Origin of the sequence: Ramlibacter ginsenosidimutans (assembly GCF_016654015.1) — a bacterium.
Classification (GTDB): Bacteria; Pseudomonadota; Gammaproteobacteria; order Burkholderiales; family Burkholderiaceae_C; genus Ramlibacter; species Ramlibacter ginsenosidimutans.
The window spans coordinates 1-20,850 of record NZ_JAEPWM010000014.1 but is presented as its reverse complement, the minus strand read 5'-3'; the positions used below and the strand labels follow the sequence as shown (position 1 = coordinate 20,850).

Genomic DNA, 20,850 nt, shown 5'->3' with positions numbered 1-20,850 from the left:
TCTCCGTGGCCCGAACGCGGGCCTTCTCGTTTTGGGGAGCCGTCAGGCGTACAGGGGATTGATCTTGTCGGCCTTGATGCCGTAGCGGTGGATGGCCTCGGCGACCTTTGCCACCGGCAGCGCGCCGTCCTCGGCCAGCGCCTTCAGCGCCGCGACGGTAATGTAGTGGCGGTTGACTTCGAAATGCTCGCGCAGCTTGCTGCGGAAGTCGCTGCGCCCGAACCCGTCGGTGCCGAGCACCTTGTACGCGCGGCCCTTCGGGATGAAGGCGCGGATCTGGTCGACGAACTGCTTGATGTAGTCGGTGGACGCCACCACCGGACCGGCATGCTTCTCCAGCTGCTGCGTGACGAAGGGCACGCGCGGCGCCGCCGTCGGGTGCAGCAGGTTGTGGCGCTCGCAGTCCAGGCCGTCGCGCGCCAGCTCGTTGAAGCTCGGGCAGCTCCAGACGTCCGCGTGCACGCCCCAGTCCTTCGCCAGCAGCTCCTGGGCGGCCAGCGACTCGCGCAGGATGGTGCCGCTGCCCAGCAGCTGCACGCGCAGCTTGCCGGCCGCGCCGGGCTTGCACAGGTACATGCCCTTGACGATCTGCTCCTCCGTCCCGGCGATGAGGCCCGGCATGGGGTAGTTCTCGTTCAGCAGGGTGATGTAGTAGAAGACGTTCTCCTGCCGCTCCACCATGCGCTTGAGGCCGTCCTGCATGATGACGGCCACCTCGTGCGCGAAGGTCGGGTCGTAGCTGCGGCAGTTCGGGATGGTCTGCGCCAGCACCTGGCTGTGCCCGTCCTCGTGCTGCAGGCCTTCGCCGTTGAGCGTGGTCCGCCCGGACGTGCCCCCCAGCAGGAAGCCGCGCGCCTGCATGTCACCCGCCGCCCACACCAGGTCGCCCACCCGCTGCAGCCCGAACATCGAGTAGTAGATGTAGAACGGGATCATGATGCGGTTGCTGGTGCTGTACGACGTCGCCGCCGCGATCCAGCTGGCCATGCCACCCGCCTCGTTGATGCCTTCCTGCAGGATCTGGCCCTGTTCGCTCTCCTTGTAGTAGGAGACCTGCTCGCGGTCCTGGGGCGTGTACTTCTGCCCTTCGTGGTTGTAGATGCCGATCTGCCGGAACAGGCCTTCCATGCCGAAGGTACGGGCCTCGTCGACCAGGATGGGCACCACGCGCGGGCCGACTTCCTTGTCGCGCAGCAGCGTCGTGATGAAGCGCACGTACGCCTGCGTCGTGGAGATCTCGCGGCCTTCGGCCGTCGGGTCGGTCACGGACTTGAAGGCATCCAGCGCCGGCACGTGCAGCTGCTCGTCGGCCTTGGCGCGGCGATGCGGCAGGTAGCCGCCCAGCGCCTGGCGGCGCGCGTGCAGGTATTCCATCTCCGGCGTGTTGTCGGCCGGCTTGTAGAACGGCAGATCCTTCAGCTGGTCGTCCGGGATCGGGATGTTGAAGCGGTCGCGGAAGGTGAGGATGTCGTCGTCGCCCAGCTTCTTCGCTTGGTGCGCGATGTTGCGGCCTTCCCCGGCCTTGCCCATGCCGAAGCCCTTGACGGTCTTCACCAGCAGCACGGTGGGCTGCCCCACGGTGTTCGCCGCGCGGTGGAACGCCGCATACACCTTCTGCGGATCGTGGCCGCCGCGGTTGAGGCGCCAGATGTCCTCGTCGCTCATCTTGGAGACCATCTCCAGCAGGCGCGGGTCGCGGCCGAAGAAGTTCTTGCGCACGAAGGCGCCGTCGTTCGCCTTCATGGCCTGGTAGTCGCCGTCGACCACGTCCATCATCACCTTGCGCAGGATGCCTTCCTTGTCGCGCGCGAGCAGCGGGTCCCAGTAGCTGCCCCAGATGAGCTTGATGACGTTCCAGCCGGCGCCGCGGAATTCGCCTTCGAGCTCCTGGATGATCTTGCCGTTGCCGCGCACCGGCCCGTCGAGGCGCTGCAGGTTGCAGTTCACGACGAAGATGAGGTTGTCGAGCTTCTCGCGCGCGGCGACGCCGATGGCGCCCAGCGATTCGACCTCGTCCATCTCGCCGTCGCCCAGGAAGGCCCAGACCTTGCGCTTCGACGTGTCCGCGATGCCGCGGGCGTGCAGGTACTTGAGGAAGCGCGCCTGGTAGATCGCCATCAGCGGGCCCAGGCCCATGGAGACCGTGGGGAACTGCCAGAACTCCGGCATCAGCTTGGGGTGCGGATAGCTGGAGAGGCCCTTGCCGTCCACTTCCTGGCGGAAGTTCAGCAGTTGCTCCTCGCTGATGCGGCCTTCGAGGAAGGCGCGCGCATAGATGCCGGGCGCACTGTGACCCTGGATGTAGAGGCAATCGCCGCCGTGGTCGGCGCTCTCTGCGTGCCAGAAATGGTTGAAGCCCGCACCCAGCATGGTGGCGAGCGAGGCGAAGGAGCTGATGTGGCCGCCCAGGTCGCCGCCGTCCTCGGGGTGCAGGCGGTTGGCCTTCACCACCATGGCCATCGCGTTCCAGCGCATGTAGGCGCGCAGGCGCTCCTCCATCTCCAGGTTGCCCGGGCAGCGCTCCTCGTCCTCGGGCTCGATGGTGTTCACGTAACCCGTGGTGGCGGAGAACGGCATGTCGATGCCTTCCTGCCGCGCCTGCTCCAGCAACTGTTCGAGCAGGAAGTGCCCGCGATCGCGGCCCTCGCTCGCGATGACCGCCGATAGCGCGTCGAGCCACTCACGGGTCTCTTGCGCGTCGGGATCGTTGGCTGCCGAACCGAACAGTTGGTCGGGCTGTGCGGACATGATGTCTCCTTGGGGCGTTCGTGAATTTAGTACGGGCGGGCCGTGCCCGGGCGAGTGTCGCACAAACGGTAGCTCATTTCAAATGGTGCTTGACCATTTCATAATGCGGTTTCACTCAGGGGCACCTTGTGCTCGCGCCCTGGTCTCACCAGGGGCGCGCCCCTAAACTATGGCCACTCATGCATGACTCTCCCGCTTCGGAACTGCCTTCCGAAGGTCCCATCCCGAACTGGTGGCGCCACTGGTGGCGCCGCCAGACGCCCACCCGCCAGGACCGCTACGCGATGCTCGCACCGCTCGCGGCCGTCTTGCTGTTCCTGGCCGCGATCGTGTCCGCCTTCTCGTACCTGCGGCTGGAGGAAATGGACCGCGAACAGGAAGCGGTCAAGCGCGACGTGGAGTACGGACAGCAGCGCATGCGCCTGCGCCTGCTCGAGCGGCAGGAGCAGTTGATGCGCATGGCCCGGGACATCTCCAACAAGGAGGTGGACCCGCAGGAGTTCGTGGGACGCGCGGAGTCGATGATCGCGCAGTACCCGGAGCTGCTGATGCTCACGTGGATCGACGGGCATCGCCGCGTGCTGGCGTCGTACGCGGCCCCGAGCCTGAGCGCGTCGCAGGTGCGCACGCGCGGCGACACCTTGCGGCCCGGGGAGACCGAGGCGATGTACAGCCTCGCGCGCGACCTGCAGCAGCCGGTGTACTCGCAGCCCGTCGCGGGGCCGGACAGCTCGGGCCTGCTGCAGCTGCACGTGCCGCTCGCCGACCAGGGCAAGTTCGACGGCGTGATCCTCGGCGAATACTCCATCGACGGGCTCTTGCGCTACGGCATCCCGGCGGAGATTTCGGCCAAGTACGCGGTCGCCCTGCTCGATGGCAAGGGCCGGGTGCTCGCGGGCACCTCGGTGCCTCCGCGCAATCCCGCGACGCAGTTCGTGCCCTGGGCTGCGCAGCCCAACGAGTACGAGGTGCCGGTCTCGCCCGTGGGCAACGGTCTCGTCGTGCGTGCGCAGGCCTATCGCACCGGCCTCGGCGTGATCGGCAGCGGCCTGTTCTGGCTGGTCGGCGCGCTCTCGGCGATGACCGCGTGGATGCTGATCGCGAACTGGCGCCACACGCGCCGGCGCATGAAGGTGCAGCAGGCGCTCATGGCCGAAACCAATTTCCGCCGCGCGATGGAGAACTCGATGCTCACGGGCATGCGCGCGCTGGACATGCACGGGCGCATCACCTACGTGAACGCCGCCTTCTGCCAGATGACAGGCTGGAGCGAAGCGGAGCTCGTGGGCCGCACGCCGCCCTTCCCCTACTGGCCCGACGAGGACCGCGAACTGCTGGCGGCGCGCCTGGACGACGAACTCAATGGCCGCACGATCCAGGGCGGCTTCCAGGTGCGCGTCAAGCGCAAGGACGGCAGCCTGTTCGACGCGCGCCTGTACGTGTCGCCGCTGGTGGATGCGCGCGGACACCAGACCGGCTGGATGACGTCGATGACGGACATCACCGAGCCGACGCGCATCCGCGAGCAGCTGCAGGCCTCGCATGAACGCTTCACCACCGTGCTCGAGGCACTCGATGCGTCCGTCTCGGTCGCGCCCCTGGGCAGCGAGGAACTGCTGTTCGCCAACAAGCTGTACCGGCTGTGGTACGGCGGGCGTGCGGCGGGCCACCTGCAGATGGTCGCGCAAGCGGGCATGTCCGACACACCGAGCCCGTCCAACGAACCGCTCGACGATGTCGATGTCTTCGTGGGCCTGCCCACCAACTCGCTCACCTCGGCGACTTCGGAGAACGCGGAGATCTACGTCCCAGAGCTCGATAAATGGCTGGAGGTGCGCTCGCGCTACCTGAACTGGGTGGACGGGCGGCTGGCGCAGATGGTGATTGCCACGGACATCACGTCGCGGCGCGTGGCGGAGGAACAGGCGGCGGCCCAGGCGGAGCGCGCGCAGTCCGCGAGCCGGCTGATCACGATGGGCGAGATGGCCTCGAGCGTCGCGCACGAACTGAACCAGCCGCTCACGGCCATCAACAACTACTGCCATGGCCTGGTCTCGCGCATCAAGAGCAAGCAGATCACGGAGGAGGACATGCTGGCGGCGCTGGACAAGACCGCGCGGCAGGCGCAGCGCGCCGGCCAGATCATCCAGCGCATCCGCAGCTTCGTGAAGCGCAGCGAGCCGAACCGCGCCCCCTCGGACGTGAGCCTGATCGTGAGCGAGGCGCTGGAGCTCGGCGAGATCGAGCTGCGCCGGCGCAACGTGCGGCTCTCGCACTACGTCGCCGCGCGGCTGCCGCAGCTCATGGTGGACCCGATCCTGATCGAGCAGGTGCTGGTCAACCTGCTGCGCAACGCGGCGGAGGCGGTCGAACACGCGGGCCGCTCACCGGGCCGGCGCAGCGTGGAACTGCGCGTGGTGCCGAAGCAGGAGCACGGGCAGCCCGTGGTGGAGTTCGCCGTGACGGACTCGGGACAGGGTCTCGCGCCCGAAGTGATGGACCGGCTCTACGAAGCGTTCTTCTCCACCAAGCCCGAAGGCATGGGGATCGGCCTGAACCTGTGCCGCTCGATCGTGGAGTCGCACCAGGGAAGGATGCAGGCGGAGAACATCTACAATGGTGCGGAAGTCGCCGGCTGCCGGTTCTCCTTCTGGATCCCGGTCTCGGGCGCAAGCCATCCGATCGTCGGCAAGAACACGGGAGTGACCACGGCATGAGGCGCCAGGCCGCCCCCGGGCGAACAGAAGCGAAGCGCGCAGTGCGGAGGTTTTCCTGATGTCTCTGATCCCGAAAAAGGGCACGGTGTATGTGGTCGACGACGACGAGGCCGTGCGCGACTCGCTGCAGTGGCTGCTCGAAGGCAAGGACTATCGGGTCCGCTGCTTCGACTCCGCCGAGTCCTTCCTCTCCCGCTACGACCCGCGCGAAGTCGCCTGCCTGATCGTCGACATCCGCATGGCCGGCATGACCGGGCTGGAACTGCAGGACCGCCTGGTCGAACGCAAGTCGCCGCTGCCGGTCGTCTTCATCACCGGCCACGGCGACGTGCCCATGGCCGTGAACACGATGAAGAAGGGCGCGATGGATTTCATCCAGAAGCCCTTCAAGGAAGAGGAGCTGGTGAGCCTGGTCGAGCGCATGCTCGAACGCGCCAAGGACACCTTCGCCGAATACCAGAGCGCGGCCAGCCGCGACGCGCTGCTGTCGAAGCTCACCTCGCGCGAAGCGCAGGTGCTGGAACGCATCGTCGCCGGCCGCCTGAACAAGCAGATCGCCGACGACCTGGGCATCAGCATCAAGACGGTGGAAGCGCACCGCGCCAACATCATGGAAAAGCTCAACGCCAACACGGTCGCCGACCTGCTGAAGATCGCGCTGGGCCAGACGCCGCCGAAGGCCTGAAAAAACCCAACATCCGGACGCAGAGGACGCAAAGGATACGCAGAAGACGCAGAAGGAATCCCTGAAAGGATTTCGAGGGTTTTCGTTTTGCGTCCTTTGCATTTGTTCTGCGTCCTCTGCGTCCGGAAGTCCGTATTCCGTTCCCCATGACCGCCCAAATCATCGACGGCAATGCGCTCGCCAAGAAGGTGCGCGAAGAAGTCGCCGGCCGCACCGCTGCCCTGAAGGCCAGAGGAATCCAGCCGCACCTCGCGATCATCCTGGTCGGCGAGGATCCGGCCAGCCAGGTCTACGTGAAGCACAAGGTCGCGGACAGCGAGCAGACGGGGCTGAAGGCCACGCTCGAGCGCTACCCGGCGACGATGGCGGAAGCGGACCTGCTGGCGCGCGTACGCGCACTCAACGCCGATGCGTCGGTCCACGGCATCCTCGTGCAGTTGCCCCTGCCGAAGCACATGGACACCCACAAGGTGATCGAGGCGATCTCGCCCGCCAAGGACGTCGACGGCTTCCACGTGGCGAGCGCCGGCGCGCTGTTGGTTGGCCAGCCGGGCTTCTGGCCCTGCACGCCGTACGGCTGCCTGAAGATGCTGGACTCCATCGGCTACGACCTCAAGGGCAAGCACGCCGTAGTGATCGGGCGCAGCAACATCGTCGGCAAGCCGATGGCCATGATGCTGCTGGGCCGCGATGCGACGGTCACGATCTGCCACTCGCGCACCACGAATCTCGCTGAATTCACGCGCCAGGCCGATGTCGTCGTGGCGGCCGTCGGCCGGCGTGACGTGCTGACCGCCGGCATGGTGAAGCCCGGGGCGGTGGTGATCGACGTGGGCATGAACCGCAACGACGAGGGCAAGCTCTGCGGCGACGTCGACTTCGCGGGCGTGAAGGAAGTCGCGGGCTGGATCACGCCAGTCCCTGGCGGCGTCGGTCCCATGACGCGCGCCATGCTGCTCGTCAACACCATCGAGGCGGCCGAGCGCGCCGCGGGCTAGCGCCCGGACGCTCCTGCCGTCGCGCCACGCAGCGCGGCCGTCGCGCATCCCTTAGGGCTTGTGCGGATGAACCTCTCTATCGCGCGTCGATACACTTTGTTCAAAGCTAATGGTGCGACAGAAGCCCTCGCTCGACAACAAGGAGACCCGATGACCGATGTTCCGCGTTCCTCCCTCAACCGTCGCACCGTGTTGCGCGCAGGCCTCGGGGCCGCGGGCGGCCTCACGCTGCCTGGGCTGGTGCTGCCGGCCCACGCCGCCGACCAGCCACCCATCGGCACTTGGCCGGCCGGCGCCTCCGGCGACTCGGTGTTCATCGGCATCTCGGTGCCGCGCACGGGAACTTACGCAGTACAGGGCGAGGACGAGCTCAAGGGCTACCAGCTCGCGATCGAGCACATCAACGAAGGACACCCGCTCATCAAGGCCATCTCGCCCAAGACCACCAAGGGCGTGCTCGGCAAGCAGCTGAAATACGGCGTGGCCGATTCTGCGGCCAAGCCGAACGACGCGGTGCAGGCGCAGCAGCGCTTCATCACGGAGAACAAGGCGATCATGATCACGGGCGGCACCTCCAGTGCGGTGGCGGTCGCGCTGAACAAGCTGGCGCAGCGCGAGAAGGTGCTGTTCGTCTGCGGCATCTCCGGCTCCAACGACACGACGGGCAAGGACTGCGTGCGCTACGGCGTGCGCCAGAACTTCTACGGCGAGACTGCGGCCAACGCCATCGGCCCGGCCCTGATCAAGGCCTACGGCAAGAACCGCAAGGCGGCGTTCATGACGCCCGACTACACCTACGGCCACACGGTCACCAAGTCGGTCAACGACTACCTCACCGAGCACGGCGGCTGGAAGATGGTGACCAACCAGGTGTCACCGCTGGGTGCGCCCGATTTCAGCTCCTACCTCACCAACATCGCGAACTCGGGCGCCGAGATCCTGGTGAACGTGAACTGGGGCCACGACGCGGTGCTGTCGATCCAGCAGGCCAAGCAGTTCGGGCTGCTGCCCAAGATGAAGCTGGTCGTGCCCTACCAGGTGCCCTTCCTCGCCAAGGAAGTCGGGCCCGAGGTCACCGAGGGCGTCTACGCCGCGACGGACTTCTGGTGGACGATGGAAGACAAGTACCCGCTGGCCAAGCAGTTCGTCGACACCTTCGAGAAGAAGTTCGGCTACAAGCCCGAGTGGGGCGCGGAGAACGCGTACATGGAGTTCGCGCTGTGGGCCGAGGCGGTGGAGCACGCCGGCACCTTCTACCCGCCGGACGTGATCAAGTCGTACGAGTCGCCGCGCAAGCTGAACTCCTTCGTCGGCGAGGTGAGCTGGCGGGCGCAGGATCACCAGCTGATCCGCCCCGTCGTCATCGTGCGCGGCAAGAAGCCCAGCGAGATGCGCAACAAGGAAGACTACTGGGAAGTGGTGGAAGTCGTTCCCGGTGCGGGGCTGATGCAGAAGCCGGATGCGTTCGGCTGCAACCTGGGGTCCTACACCTGACCTCGGCCTGGGGCGACCCGGCGTTTGCTGCATGATCACCTGGTCGAACTTCCTCTCGCAGCTGTTCAACGGACTCGCGCTCGGCGCCCTGCTGGCGCTGATCGCGTCCGGGCTCACCATCATCTACGGCACGCTGGGCGTGCTGAACCTGGCGCACGGCGCGATGTTCATGGTGGGCGGCTACGCGGGCTACGCGGCGTGGCAGGCGAGCGGCTCGTTCGTCGTCGCGCTGCTCGCCGGGACGCTCTTCGTGGGCTTGCTGGGCGTGCTGATGGAGCGGGTGATCATCCGGCACTTCTACCAGCGGCCGGGCGAAGACCAGCTGCTCGTGACCTTCGGCCTGGCGATCTGCTTCGTGGAGCTGGTGCGCCTGGTCTTCTCCAGCCTGTCGAAGACGGTCACGCCGCCGACGCTGCTCTCGGGCATCACCAATCTCGGCGTGATGTTCTATCCGACCTACCGTCTCGGCGTGGTGGGCATCGTCGCGGTCGCCCTGCTCGCGCTCTACATCGTCCTGTACCGCACGCGACTGGGACTGATCGTCCGCGCGGGCATCGATGACGCCGTGATGGTCGATTCGCTGGGCATCAACGTCTACCGCGTCTTCATGGTCGTCTTCGGCATCGGCTCCATGGCGGCCGGTTTCGCCGGGATCGTGAACGCACCCGTGGTGTCGCTCACCCCCGAGGTAGGCGAGACCATCCTCGTGCAGACGTTCGTCGTCGTGGTGATCGGCGGGGTGGGCTCGTTTCCCGGCGCCATCCTCGGCGGCCTGATCGCCGGCGAGATCATCAGCCTCACCTCCATGGTGAACCCCGGCTATGCCTACGTGATGCTGTTTGCCGCCATGACCCTGGTGCTGCTGGTGCGCCCGCACGGGCTGCTGGGTACGCGGGGGCGCGAATGATCCGGCCGGTGCGCATGAGCCGGCGAGCTTCCTGGCTGCTCGAAGCCGTCGCCGCGGTCTGCCTGATCGCCGCGCCGTTCGTGCTGCCGCTGCTCGGGGCCGCACCCAACACCGTGAACCGCGTGCTGGTGTGGGGCCTGTTCGGGCTGGGCTTCGACATCCTGTTCGGCTACACGGGACTGCTCTCCTTCGGGCAGTCGGCCTTCTACGGCACCGGCGGCTTCGTGGCGGCCTACCTGCTGACACGCGCCGGCTTCCCCAGCGTGATCCTCGCGCTGGTCATCGGCATGGTGGCGGCCGCGGTGGTCGGCTACCTGATCGGCCTGATGTCGCTGCGGCGCACCGGCATCTACTTCGCGATGATCACGGTGGCCATCGCGGAGATCTTCTTCTTCGTCGAATTCAACCCGCTGTCGGATTGGACCGGCGGAGAGAACGGCCTGCCCGGCGTGCCCACGCCGGTGCTGAACCTGGGGTTCACGACGCTGCACTTCACGTCCGGCTGGTCGCTCTATCCCTTCCTCGCGTTCTGCTATTTCCTGGGGCTGGTGATCGCGCTGCGCATCGTCCGCTCGCCGGTGGGCGCGGTGCTGATGGCGATCCGGGAGAACCCGTTGCGCGCCGAAGCCGTCGGCCATGACGTGCTGGCGTACAAGCGCACGGCCTTCGTCATCGCCGCTGCCTACGCGGGCATCGCCGGTGGGCTACTGGGTGTCCTCCAGGCCTTCATGCCGCCCGACGCCTTCATGTTCGACACCTCGGGCCAGCTGATCATGCAGACCGTCATCGGCGGCCGCGGCACCCTCGTGGGGCCGCTGGTGGGCGCGGCCGTCTGGCTGTTCCTGCAGGACTTCCTGCAGGCGACGCTGGGACTGGGCGCCGCGTGGAAGCTGGTGCTCGGCATCGTGTTCGTGCTGCTCGTGTGCTTCCTGCGCCAGGGCATCATCGGCGGCCTGCGCGACCTGTGGGAGCGCATGTCGCGCGACCGGCACCCGTCCGAAGAGCCGGCGCCCGTCGCAGTGCCCTCGCCTGCTGCTACGCCGGCCCCGGCGCGACTCACCCCCCTGCGGGCGGCGCACCACGCTAACAAGGACTACACCGGCCCGATCCTGCAGGCGACCGGCCTGACCAAGCGCTTCGGCGGCGTGGTGGCCAACGAGGGGATCGACTTCACGGTGCGTGCCGGCGAGCTGCGCGGCATCATCGGGCCGAACGGCGCCGGCAAGTCGACGTTCTTCAAGATGCTCACCTGCGAGATCGCGCCCACGGCGGGCCGGATCGTCTTCGAGGGACGCGACATCACCGGGCTGCGGGTGACCGACGTGTGCCAGCTGGGCCTGACCAAGAGCTACCAGGTCAACCAGCTGTTCAACCGGCTCACGGTCCGCCAGAACATCACGGTTGCCGCCCTCGCGGAGCTGCGGGGCAAGTTCAAGCTGGACCTGCTGCGCGGCCTGGACCACGTCCGTGGACTGCGCGAGCAGGTGGAGCACACGCTGGAACTCGTCCACCTGACGCAGCGCGCCGACGCGCCGGTCTCGCAGCTCGCCTATGGCGAGAAGCGCCGGCTGGAGATCGGCCTGGCGCTTGCGTCCTCGCCGACGCTGCTGCTGCTGGACGAACCGCTGGCCGGGATGAGCCCGGCGGAACGCGTGGAGACCGTCGCCTTGCTGAAGTCGATCGCGCGCGGCCGCACGCTGGTGATCATCGACCACGACATGGACGCCTTGTTCGAGCTGGCCGAACGCATCACGGTGCTGCAGGAAGGCCGGCTGCTGGTGGAAGGCACGCCCGAGGAGATCAAGGGCAATGCGCAGGTCCAGGAGGCCTACCTGGGCGGCGTGCACGAGGCGCTGGCAGCATGAGCTCGCGCGCAGCCGTCGCACCAGGCGCACTTCGGAGGACGCTGCCGTGAGCCTGTTGGAAGTCAGCGGCCTCAACAGCTACTACGGGGACTCGCACATCCTGTTCGACATCGGCCTGCGCGTCGAGAAGAACGAGGTGGTCGCGCTGCTCGGGCGCAACGGCGCCGGCAAGAGCACGACGCTGAAGAGCCTGATGGGCGTCGTCACGCCTCGCTCGGGCTCGGTGCTGCTCGATGGCGTGCAGCTCGCGGGCCGCAAGAGCCATGCGATCGCGCGCGCCGGCATGCAGCTGGTGCACGAGGAAAGGCGCATCTTCGGCAGCCTCAGCGTGGAGGAAAACCTGGTGATCGCGGGCCTCACCGCGCCGGAGCGCTGGCCGCTCGCGCGCGTCTGGGAGATGTTCCCGCGCCTGAAGGAGCGGCGCAACAGCCGCGGCACCGACCTGTCCGGCGGCGAGCAGCAGATGCTTGCCATCGGCCGCGCGCTGATGCGCTCGCCCAAGATCGTGCTGCTGGACGAGCCTTTCGAAGGGCTCGCGCCCGTGATCGTCCAGGACCTGATGAAGGCCTGCCGCACGCTGGCGGACGCGGGCCAGACCATCGTGCTGGTGGAGCAGAACCTGGCCGCCACCCTGCAGCTGGCCCAGCGCGTGTACATCATCAACAACGGCCACCTGGCCCACGAGGGCACGGCGGGCGAGCTGCGCGCCAATCCGGACGTCCTGCACCGCTACCTGGGCGTCTGAGCGGATCGCGCTGATTGCCATTGCCAATGGCCCGCGGGATTGAAGAGCCCGTGCCTGCCGCAAAATGGGGACCATGAGCAATCCCCTTCTCGATTTCAACGACCTGCCCCTGTGGGACCAGGTGCGGCCGGAACACGTCGCGCCGGCGGTGGACGAACTGCTGGGCGAAGCCGACCGGGCGCTGGCCACCGTGACGGCGCCGGAATTCCCTGCGGACTGGAACGCGATCGCCAAGGTGCTGGACGTCGCCACCGAGCGCCTGGGCCGGGCCTGGGGCATGGTGGGCCACCTGAACGCGGTGGCGGACACCCCCGAGCTGCGCGCCGCCTACAACGAGGCCCTGCCCCGCGTGACCGAGTTCTGGACGCGCCTGGGCGCCGACGAGAAGCTCTACGCCAAGTACAAGGCCGTCGACCCGTCCAAGCTCACCCCGGAGCAGCGACAGGCGCTGAAGAACGCGCTGCGCAATTTCGTGCTCTCGGGCGCGGAGCTCACCGGCGCCGCGAAGGACCGCTTCGCCGCGATCCAGGAACGGCAGGCCGAACTGAGCCAGAAGTTCAGCGAGAACGCACTGGATGCCACCGACGCGTTCAGCTACTACGCTTCCGAGGAAGAACTCGATGGCGTCCCGCCGGACGTGGTGCAGGCCGCGCGTGCCGCCGCGGAAGCCGAGGGCAAGCCGGGCTACAAGCTCACGCTGAAGATGCCCAGCTACCTGCCGGTGATGCAGTTCGGCCGCAACCGCGGGCTGCGTGAGCGCCTCTACCGCGCGTATGTCACGCGGGCCAGCGACCAGGGCGATCCCCGGTTCGACAACACCCCGCTGGTGCGCGAAATCCTGGCGCTGCGCCAGGAGGAAGCGAAGCTCCTGGGCTACGAGAACTTCGCCGAAGTCTCCGTCGTGCCCAAGATGGCCGATTCGCCCGCGCAGGTGAAGCAGTTCCTGCGCGACCTCGCCAACCGGGCGCGCCCTTATGCGCTGAAGGACGTCGAGGACATGCGCCGCTTCGCCGCGGAGAAGCTGGGGCTCGAGGATCCGCAGGCCTGGGACTGGTCGTATGTCGCCGAGAAGCTGAAGGAGGAGCGCTACAGCTTCAGCGAGCAGGAGGTCAAGCAGTATTTCACCGCGCCCAAGGTGCTCGCCGGCCTCTTCAAGATCGTCGAGTCGCTGTTTGAGGTGGCGATCCGCAAGGACTACGCGCCGGTGTGGAATCCCGGCGTGGAGTTCTATCGCATCGAGCGCGGCGGCGAGCTGGTAGGCCAGTTCTACCTCGACCCGGCTGCGCGGACCGGCAAGCGCGGTGGCGCCTGGATGGACGACGTGCGGGCCCGCTGGCTGCGCCCCGACACGGGCCAGCTGCAGACGCCGATCGCGCACCTGGTGTGCAACTTCGCCGATGGCGTCGACGGCAAGCCCCCCCTGCTCACGCACGATGACGTGATCACGCTGTTCCACGAGTCGGGCCACGGGCTGCACCACATGCTCACGCGCGTGAACGAGCGCGACGTCTCCGGCATCAGCGGCGTCGAGTGGGACGCGGTGGAGCTTCCCAGCCAGTTCATGGAAAACTTCTGCTGGGAATGGGGCGTGCTGAAGCACATGACCGCGCACGTGGAAACGGGCGAGCCGCTGCCGCGAGAACTGTTCGACAAGATGGTGGCGGGCCGCAATTTCCAGAGCGGTCTGGCCACGCTGCGGCAGATCGAATTCGCCCTGTTCGACATGCTGTTGCATTCAGAACACGATCCGGCGGCGGATTTCATGCCTCTTTTGCAACAGGTCCGCTCCGAAGTGTCGGTGCTGCAGCCGCCTTCCTTCAACCGGATGGCGCACACCTTCAGCCACATCTTCGCGGGCGGCTATGCGGCCGGCTACTACAGCTACAAGTGGGCCGAAGTCCTCAGCGCCGACGCGTACGCCGCCTTCGAGGAGACGGCGGGCGACGACGGCATGCCCAGCGTCCAGACCGGCCGCAAATACCGGCAGGCAATCCTGGAAGCAGGCGGCAGCCGCCCCGCGATGGAGTCCTTCAAGGCCTTCCGCGGGCGCGAGCCGACGCTCGATGCCTTGTTGCGCCACCAGGGAATGGCCTGAGACAATCCCCCCAAACCAGATTGGGGGATGGAGATGTCAACTGTCCGTTGCGCGGCCCTGGCCGCGTTTCTCGCGAGCGCGGCGCTCTGGGGCGCCTGCGCGCATGCCCAGGTCTATCGCATCGTCGGCCCGGACGGCAAGGTAACCTTCTCGGACCGGCCGCCGCCGGACGCGAAGGCGGCGCCGGCCCAGGCGCTGGCGCTGCGCTCCGGTCCTTCGTCCGGCTCCGGCACGGGCACGCTGCCCCTCGAACTGCGCCGCGTCACCGGCCAGTACCCCGTCGCGCTGTACACGGCGAAGGACTGCGACCCCTGCGCTTCCGGGCGTGCCTACCTGCGCCAGCGCGGCATCCCGTACACCGAGTACACCGTGCTGACGCGCGAAGACTACGCCGCCCTGCAGCGGCTCTCCGGCGCGGGCAACGTGCCCTTCCTGACCATCGGCGGACAGCACGTGCCCGGCTACTCGGAGCAGGAGTGGTCGCAGTACCTGGATGCCGCCGGTTATCCCAAGACCTCGCAGCTGCCGGCCGGCTACCGCAATCCCGATCCGGCGCCGCTCGTGGCGGTGAAGGCCGCGCCCGTTCCGGCGCGCACGGCGACCGCACAGCAGCCTGGCGGCCAGCCCGCGGCCCCCGCTGCCGCGGCAGACGAACCCGGTCCCACCAACCCGGCGGGCATCCGCTTCTGAGGCCGCTGCGGCGGCTCGCAGGATCCGTAGGCTGGTGGTGAGCGAAAGCGAACCCCAGCGATCCGCCCAAGCCTAATACGCGATCGTCTGCACGCCGCTGGCGGTGCCGAGCAGGCACACGCTGGCCTTCTGGTGCGCGAACACACCCACGGTGACCACCCCCGGCCACTGGTTCACTTCGCTTTCGAAGGCGAGCGGTTCGCGGATGGCGAGGCCGGTCACGTCGAGGATGTGCTGGCCGTTGTCGGTCACCAGCGGCTTGCCATCCTTCAGGCGCACGGTGGCCGTGCCGCCCAGCGCGCGGAACTGGCGCACGATGCGCTGCGTCGCCATGGGGATCACTTCCACCGGCAGCGGAAAGCGCCCGAGCACGTCGACGCGCTTGGACTCGTCGGCGATGCACACGAAGCGCCGCGACTGGGCCGCCACGATCTTCTCGCGCGTCAAGGCGGCCCCGCCGCCCTTGACCATGTAGCCGCGGCCGTCGATCTCGTCGGCGCCGTCGATGTACACGGCCAGCTCGCCGACCTCGTTGGCGTCGAACACGCGGATGCCCAGGGCCTGCAGCCGTTCGGTGGAGGCCACCGAGCTCGAGACCGCACCCGGGATGCGGTCCTTCATCGCGGCGAGCGCCTCGATGAACTTGTTCACCGTCGAGCCCGTGCCCACGCCGACGATTTCGCCGGCCACCACATAGTCCAGGGCCGCGCGGCCCACCAGCGTCTTGAGTTCATCCTGCGTCACGCGACAATCCCCGGTTCGATCTGCAAAGCCGGAATTATCGGATGTCCCTCCTGCCCTACGCCCTCGCCCGTCCCTTCCTCTTCGGCCTGGACCCTGAAACCGCCCACGAACTGACGCTGGGCTCGCTCGCGCGCGTGCAGGGGACCCCTCTGCAGTGGGCCTACTGCAACGGCTTCGTGCCCGACCCCGTGGAGCTCGCCGGGCTGCGCTTCCCCAATCGCGTGGGGCTGGCCGCCGGCCTGGACAAGAACGCACGCTGCATCGACGCGCTGGGCGCAATGGGTTTCGGCTTCGTCGAGGTGGGCACCGTGACGCCGCGCGCGCAGCCGGGCAACCCGCGGCCGCGCATGTTCCGGCTGCCGCAGGCGCATGCCCTCATCAACCGGCTGGGCTTCAACAACGAGGGGCTGGACGCGTTCATCGCCAACGTGCAGCGCTCACGCTTTCGCCAGCAGGGGCGGCTGCTGGGCCTGAACATCGGCAAGAACGCGGCCACTCCCATCGAACACGCGACGGACGACTACCTGGCCTGCCTGGCCGGCGTGTACCCGCACGCGGACTACGTGACGGTGAACATCTCCAGCCCGAACACGAAGAACCTGCGCGCGCTGCAGTCGGACGAGGCGCTCGACGCCCTGCTCTCCGCCATCGCGGCGCGGCGCGCCGAGCTGGCCGCACAGCACGGGCGGCGCGTTCCCATCTTCGTGAAGATCGCGCCCGACCTCGACGAGGCCCAGGTGGAGGTGATCGCCGCCACCCTGCGCCGCCACGGCATGGACGGCGTCATCGCCACCAACACCACCATTTCGCGCGAGCTCGTGAAGGGACTGCCGCATGCCGAGGAAGCCGGCGGCCTGAGCGGCTCGCCGGTGCTCGCGGCGAGCAACCGGGTGATCGCGCAGCTGCGCGCGGCGCTGGGTGCGGGCTATCCCATCATCGGCGTGGGCGGCGTGCTGAGCGCGCAGGATGCGCTGTCCAAGCTGCACGCCGGCGCCGACGTCGTCCAGATCTACACGGGCCTCATCTACCGCGGGCCGGCGCTCGTCAACGAGATCGCCCGCGCCTTCAGGCAGGAAGCAGCAGCCCGCGCGCCAGCTCCGCGATCGCCAGCGCGCTCGTGAGTCCGGGCGACTCGATGCCGAACAGGTTCAGCAGTCCAGTCACGCCGTGCAGGCCCGGTCCGTCGATGCGGAAGTCCGGCGCCTTCTCGTGCGGGCCGTGGATCTTGGGCCGCACGCCGCTGTAGCTGGGGGCCAAGGCGCCGTCCGGCAGCCCGGGCCAGTAGCGCCGCACTTCGGCATAGAAGCCGTCGGCCCGCGCCGGATCGACGCGGTAGTCGATCTCCTCGGGCGTGCGAACGTCCAGCCATTCGATGTCGGGGCCGAACTTCGCCTGGCCGCCCAGGTCGAGCGTGAGGTGCGTTCCCAGGTGCGCATCGGCGGGCGCGGGATAGATCAGGTGCGTGAAGGGCACCCGCCCGCTCAGGGCGTAGTAGTTGCCCTTGGCAAACCACTCGCGCGGCACGTAGCGCGCATCGAGCCCGTCGAACTGCCGCGCGAGCGCGCATGCGTGCAGCGATGCGGAGTTCACGACCAGGTCGCAGGCCAGCTCGGTGCCGTCGGCGAAGTGCAGCACGTGCGGCTCGCCAGCGCGCCGCGCCAGGCGCGCGCCCGTCGCCTGCGTGCCGAACGCCACCATGCCGCCGGCGCGTTCCAGGTCCCCCTGCAGCGCCAGCATGAAGCCGTGGCTGTCCACGATGCCGGTGGAGGGGGAATGCAGGGCCGCGATGCAGCGCAGCGCCGGCTCGAGCGAGTGCGCCTGCGCGGCGTCCAGGAAATGCGCCTCCACGCCATTGGCGCCGGCGCGGTCCTGCAGCGCGCGCAAGGCGCGCACCTCCGCCTCGTCGTTGGCGACCGTGAGCTTGCCGCAGCGCCGGTGCTCCACGCCGTGCGAAGCGCACAGCGCATACAGCAGCTCCTTGCCGCGCACGCACAGGCGCGCCTTGAGCGAACCGGGCGCGTAGTACAGGCCGGCGTGGATCACCTCGCTGTTGCGCGAGCTCACGCCCTGGCCGATGCCGTCCTGCGCCTCCACGACCAGCGTCTCGCGCCCGGCTTGCGCCAGGGCCCGGCCCACGGCCAAGCCCACGGCGCCGGCGCCGACCACCACCGCATCGATCCGGTCCATCAGGCGAGCGTCCGCGGGTCCACGGCCAGCAGCCGCTGCACCATCTGCTGCAGGTGCCCCCGCAGCTGCTCGAAGCCTGCGTGGACGGCCAGGCTGTCCTCGTCCATGTAGAGCTTGCGGTTGACTTCCACCTGGATGCTGTGGCGGTCGTGCGCAGGGTCGCCGTAGCGGCGCACGAGCTCCACGCCCTTGTAGGGATGGTTGTACTCGACGCTGTAGCCGAAGCCGCGCAGCAGCTCGCACACCCAGCGTGACAGTGCCGGGGCCGCGGTGCTCCCGTCACGGTCGCCGATCACGAAGTCTGCATGCACCAGGCCCGGAAACTCGGTCGCGTTCTGCGCGGCCACGGCCGGCATCGAATGGCAATTCAGGTGGATGCTGTAGCCGTGACGCGCGTGCGCCTTGGCGATGGCGTCGGCCACGGCCGCGTGGTAGGGACGCCAGCAGCGCTCGATCCGGGCGCGGACTTCGGCGGCACTGAGCTTGCGGTCGTAGAGGGGCTCGCCGTCATCGGTGCAGCGCCAGACCAGGCCCTTGCCCAGCCGGATCTTGCTCAGCTGCGCGGGATCGGTTTCGACCGGCTCGTCCCAGGCGTCGGCGAGCAGTTGGACGTCGAGCTCCGTGGTGTTGCGGTTGGCGTCGAGATAGCTGCGTGGGAACAGCGCCTCGATCCAGGCCACGCCCAGGCCCGGCGCGAAGTCGTACAGCTTCTCCACGTGCGTGTCCTCCGCCTTGCGCAGGACGGCAGGATCGCAGCAGGAGCGGAAGTCTTCGGGATAGTCCACGCCGCTGTGCGGCGAATCGAGCACCAGGGGGGCGCTGCCCGGGAGGTATCGGATCAGCGATGACATGCAGCGATTGTCGCCGAGGCCGGGCGTGCGCCCCCGTCCCGCGCTGGTGCAAGGGGCGGCGGCGTTCGCAGGTGAGAACGAAAGCATTGCCGCGACAGCGTCCGTCCGGGGATTGTGAAAGCCTGCCCGCGTGCAGCATCGCCCGGCGCCTACACCAGCTTCGTCCGGATGGCCCGGTTGGTCCCGGCTGCGCTGGGTACATTTGCGGCGAAGGACCCGACCATGGCCGCCAACAAGAACAGAAATCCCCGCCTCGTGCTTCTCGTGGCTGCGCTCGTCGCCGCCGGCTCGCTGCTGCCGATGGCCTACTGGCACCGCGACGAGGACAGTGCCACGAGCCAGGCCGCGGTGGCGGCAGCCACTGCCGCGTCGGCGTCCACTGCGGAACCGCCCCTGCCGCCCGTGCCTCCGGGTGCCGAGCAGGTGCCCCCGGAGGAGAACGAGCCGGAGCACGCAACCGCGACGGGACCGACCGAGTCGTTCGCGCGCGCCCAGGGCCTCAACCGCACGCCCGACCCCCTGCGCCTGAGCGCGAGCGCCGCCCTGCTGCTGGATGCCGACAGTGGCGAGGTCCTGCTGCACAAGAACGATCAGGCCGTGCTGCCCATCGCCTCCCTGACGAAGCTCATGACCACGATGCTGGTGCTCGAAGCGAAGCAGCCGATGGACGAGGTGCTCACCATCACCTCGGACGACGTGGACACGCTGCGCCACAGCCGCTCGCGCCTGCGCCCCGGCACCACGCTCACGCGCGAGGAAGCCCTGCACCTGGCCCTGATGTCCAGCGAGAACCGCGCGGCGCACGCACTCGGCCGCAATTACCCGGGCGGGCTGGCCAAGATGGTCGAGGCCATGAACGCGAAGGCGAAGCAGCTCGGCATGAAGGACACGACGTACGTCGATCCCACGGGCCTGTCGAACAGGAACCAGTCCTCGGCGCGCGACCTCGCGCTGCTGGTGCGCGCGGCCAACCAGAACCCGCTGATGCGGACCTTCTCCACGACGCCCTCGCACGTCGCCAGCCTCGGCGGACGCACCCTGCAGTACATCAACTCGGACCGGCTCGTGCGCAACACGCGCGCCGGCTGGGACATCGACCTGCAGAAGACCGGCTACATCGTCGAGGCGGGACACTGCCTCACCCTCGCGACGCGGGTCGCGGGGCACAACCTCATCATGGTCCTGCTTGACTCCGGCAGCAACGGAACGCGGGTGAGCGACGCGGAGCGCCTGCGGCACTTTGCGCTCGTCCGATGGGGCGCGCCGGACGTCTATGCGCAGTCCCGGTCCGCGCAGCCCGCACACGGGCTTGCAGCGATGGGACATGCGATGGCGGCCCGCATGCACAAGGCGAAGCTGCGCGAGCACCGGAAGGATACCGAGCGCGACAGCGAAGAGTCCGCGCCCAAGCCCACCGTGGCGAAGAAGGAACCCGGGCACGCGGCAGCAGCGGCGAAGAAGGAGCGGGCCGAGCCAGGCGAGCCGCACACCAAGGTCGCGGACACGAACGAAGCCGGCCCGAAGCACAAGGAGGGCGGCAAGGCCGGCCGGGTGCATCAGTCGTTCGCCGCGGCCCACGCGGAACCGAAGAGCTGAAGCATTTCCCTTAAAGGGACAGCCCTGATTCACGGGACGCCGTCCCCGGCAGGAAACTGCCCTCGCGAGCGCACCCCAAGGAGGCAGGCGCCGCGGGAGAAACGCATGATTCCAGTGAAGACGCCGGCCGGCCAGCAGGTGCTCAAGGACCGCTCGGTGCCGCTGACGCTGCGCCAGCGCGCCGCGCTGATCGTCATCGACGGCAGGCGCACCCTCACCGAACTGCTGCAGGGCTCGGGCGTGACGGCGGAAGACCTCCAGCACCTGTTCCAGCTCGGACTCGTAGCCGAGACGGCAGGGGGCGCCGGCGGCGAATCGACCGTTCCGGCGCCGCTGCGGCGCAGCTGAGACATGTTCCCGCTGCAGGCTCAGGCGCCTACAGCGTTGCGGCGGTTGAGGCGGAAATCGTAGATACTGTGTTCTCCGTCAAGCGGAGTGGAGTGCCGGATTGAATGGAAGTCCGGATTTCAACACTCCGTAGGCGATCGCCACCAGCTTGCGCATCAGAGCTCCGAGAACGAGCTTCTT

General features: G+C 68.2%; 15 protein-coding genes and 2 pseudogenes. 12 read left to right on the top strand and 5 right to left on the bottom strand.

Annotated features, from left to right (window positions below):
• Positions 1–42 precede the first annotated feature (42 nt).
• Positions 43–2,748 (bottom strand): pyruvate dehydrogenase (acetyl-transferring), homodimeric type, encoded by a 2,706-nt coding sequence (gene aceE, locus JJB11_RS23520; protein ID WP_201177369.1) that lies wholly within the window; start codon positions 2,746–2,748, stop codon positions 43–45.
• Positions 2,749–2,927: 179 nt separating this feature from the next.
• Here aceE and JJB11_RS23515 point away from each other — a divergent pair, with 179 nt between their 5' ends.
• From JJB11_RS23515 to JJB11_RS23475, 9 genes are all read left to right on the top strand, one after another.
• Positions 2,928–5,465, top strand: a complete 2,538-nt coding sequence (locus tag JJB11_RS23515; protein ID WP_201177367.1) for a PAS domain-containing sensor histidine kinase — start codon at positions 2,928–2,930, stop codon at positions 5,463–5,465.
• A gap of 58 nt (positions 5,466–5,523) precedes the next feature.
• A complete protein-coding gene (locus tag JJB11_RS23510; protein ID WP_201177366.1) occupies positions 5,524–6,150 on the top strand; it encodes a response regulator transcription factor in 627 nt (208 codons plus the stop codon).
• A gap of 146 nt (positions 6,151–6,296) precedes the next feature.
• Positions 6,297–7,148 carry a bifunctional methylenetetrahydrofolate dehydrogenase/methenyltetrahydrofolate cyclohydrolase gene (locus JJB11_RS23505; RefSeq protein ID WP_201177364.1) on the top strand — a complete coding sequence of 284 codons (852 nt, stop codon included), beginning with the start codon at positions 6,297–6,299 and terminating at the stop codon, positions 7,146–7,148.
• 150 nt (positions 7,149–7,298) lie between these two features.
• Positions 7,299–8,642, top strand: a complete 1,344-nt coding sequence (locus JJB11_RS23500; RefSeq protein WP_201177363.1) for a substrate-binding protein — start codon at positions 7,299–7,301, stop codon at positions 8,640–8,642.
• Positions 8,643–8,673: 31 nt separating this feature from the next.
• The gene (locus JJB11_RS23495; RefSeq protein WP_201177361.1) at positions 8,674–9,549 is read left to right on the top strand and encodes a branched-chain amino acid ABC transporter permease; all 876 of its coding nucleotides are present in this window, start codon (positions 8,674–8,676) and stop codon (positions 9,547–9,549) included.
• A gap of 14 nt (positions 9,550–9,563) precedes the next feature.
• Positions 9,564–11,414, top strand: a complete 1,851-nt coding sequence (locus tag JJB11_RS23490) for a branched-chain amino acid ABC transporter ATP-binding protein/permease (RefSeq protein WP_201177360.1) — start codon at positions 9,564–9,566, stop codon at positions 11,412–11,414.
• A gap of 46 nt (positions 11,415–11,460) precedes the next feature.
• Positions 11,461–12,159: an ATP-binding cassette domain-containing protein gene (locus JJB11_RS23485; protein ID WP_201965067.1), complete on the top strand. Its 699-nt coding sequence runs from the start codon at positions 11,461–11,463 to the stop codon at positions 12,157–12,159.
• A 73-nt stretch (positions 12,160–12,232) separates the two neighbouring features.
• A complete protein-coding gene (locus JJB11_RS23480; protein ID WP_201177357.1) occupies positions 12,233–14,254 on the top strand; it encodes a M3 family metallopeptidase in 2,022 nt (673 codons plus the stop codon).
• A 33-nt stretch (positions 14,255–14,287) separates the two neighbouring features.
• Entirely contained in the window at positions 14,288–14,944 is a 657-nt protein-coding gene (locus JJB11_RS23475; RefSeq protein WP_201177355.1) for a glutaredoxin family protein, read from the top strand.
• Between the two features lie 72 nt (positions 14,945–15,016).
• On the opposite strand, the gene rpiA is transcribed toward JJB11_RS23475, so the two are convergent.
• The gene (gene rpiA, locus JJB11_RS23470; protein ID WP_201177353.1) at positions 15,017–15,688 is read right to left on the bottom strand and encodes a ribose-5-phosphate isomerase RpiA; all 672 of its coding nucleotides are present in this window, start codon (positions 15,686–15,688) and stop codon (positions 15,017–15,019) included.
• A 41-nt stretch (positions 15,689–15,729) separates the two neighbouring features.
• Between rpiA and JJB11_RS23465 the strand changes: the two genes are divergently transcribed.
• Positions 15,730–16,809 (top strand): quinone-dependent dihydroorotate dehydrogenase, encoded by a 1,080-nt coding sequence (locus JJB11_RS23465; RefSeq protein ID WP_201177351.1) that lies wholly within the window; start codon positions 15,730–15,732, stop codon positions 16,807–16,809.
• Here the strand turns inward: JJB11_RS23465 and JJB11_RS23460 are convergent.
• Both JJB11_RS23460 and JJB11_RS23455 read right to left on the bottom strand, forming a co-directional pair.
• Entirely contained in the window at positions 16,754–17,875 is a 1,122-nt protein-coding gene (locus tag JJB11_RS23460) for an NAD(P)/FAD-dependent oxidoreductase (protein ID WP_201177349.1), read from the bottom strand. The genes JJB11_RS23465 and JJB11_RS23460 overlap by 56 nt on opposite strands.
• Complete coding sequence (locus tag JJB11_RS23455) at positions 17,875–18,726, bottom strand: N-formylglutamate amidohydrolase (RefSeq protein ID WP_201177347.1); 852 nt, start codon at positions 18,724–18,726, stop codon at positions 17,875–17,877. The genes JJB11_RS23460 and JJB11_RS23455 overlap by 1 nt, the downstream gene beginning before the upstream one ends.
• A 222-nt stretch (positions 18,727–18,948) precedes the next feature.
• On the opposite strand from JJB11_RS23455, the pseudogene JJB11_RS23450 reads away from it, so the two are divergent.
• Together JJB11_RS23450 and JJB11_RS23445 are read left to right on the top strand one after the other, a co-directional pair.
• Positions 18,949–19,968, top strand: a pseudogene (locus tag JJB11_RS23450) (D-alanyl-D-alanine carboxypeptidase family protein); the annotation flags it as partial.
• A 459-nt stretch (positions 19,969–20,427) separates the two neighbouring features.
• Positions 20,428–20,670, top strand: a complete 243-nt coding sequence (locus tag JJB11_RS23445; protein WP_201177343.1) for a hypothetical protein — start codon at positions 20,428–20,430, stop codon at positions 20,668–20,670.
• 78 nt (positions 20,671–20,748) lie between these two features.
• Here the strand turns inward: JJB11_RS23445 and JJB11_RS26235 are convergent.
• Positions 20,749–20,850 (bottom strand): annotated as a pseudogene (locus JJB11_RS26235) (IS110 family transposase); the annotation flags it as partial.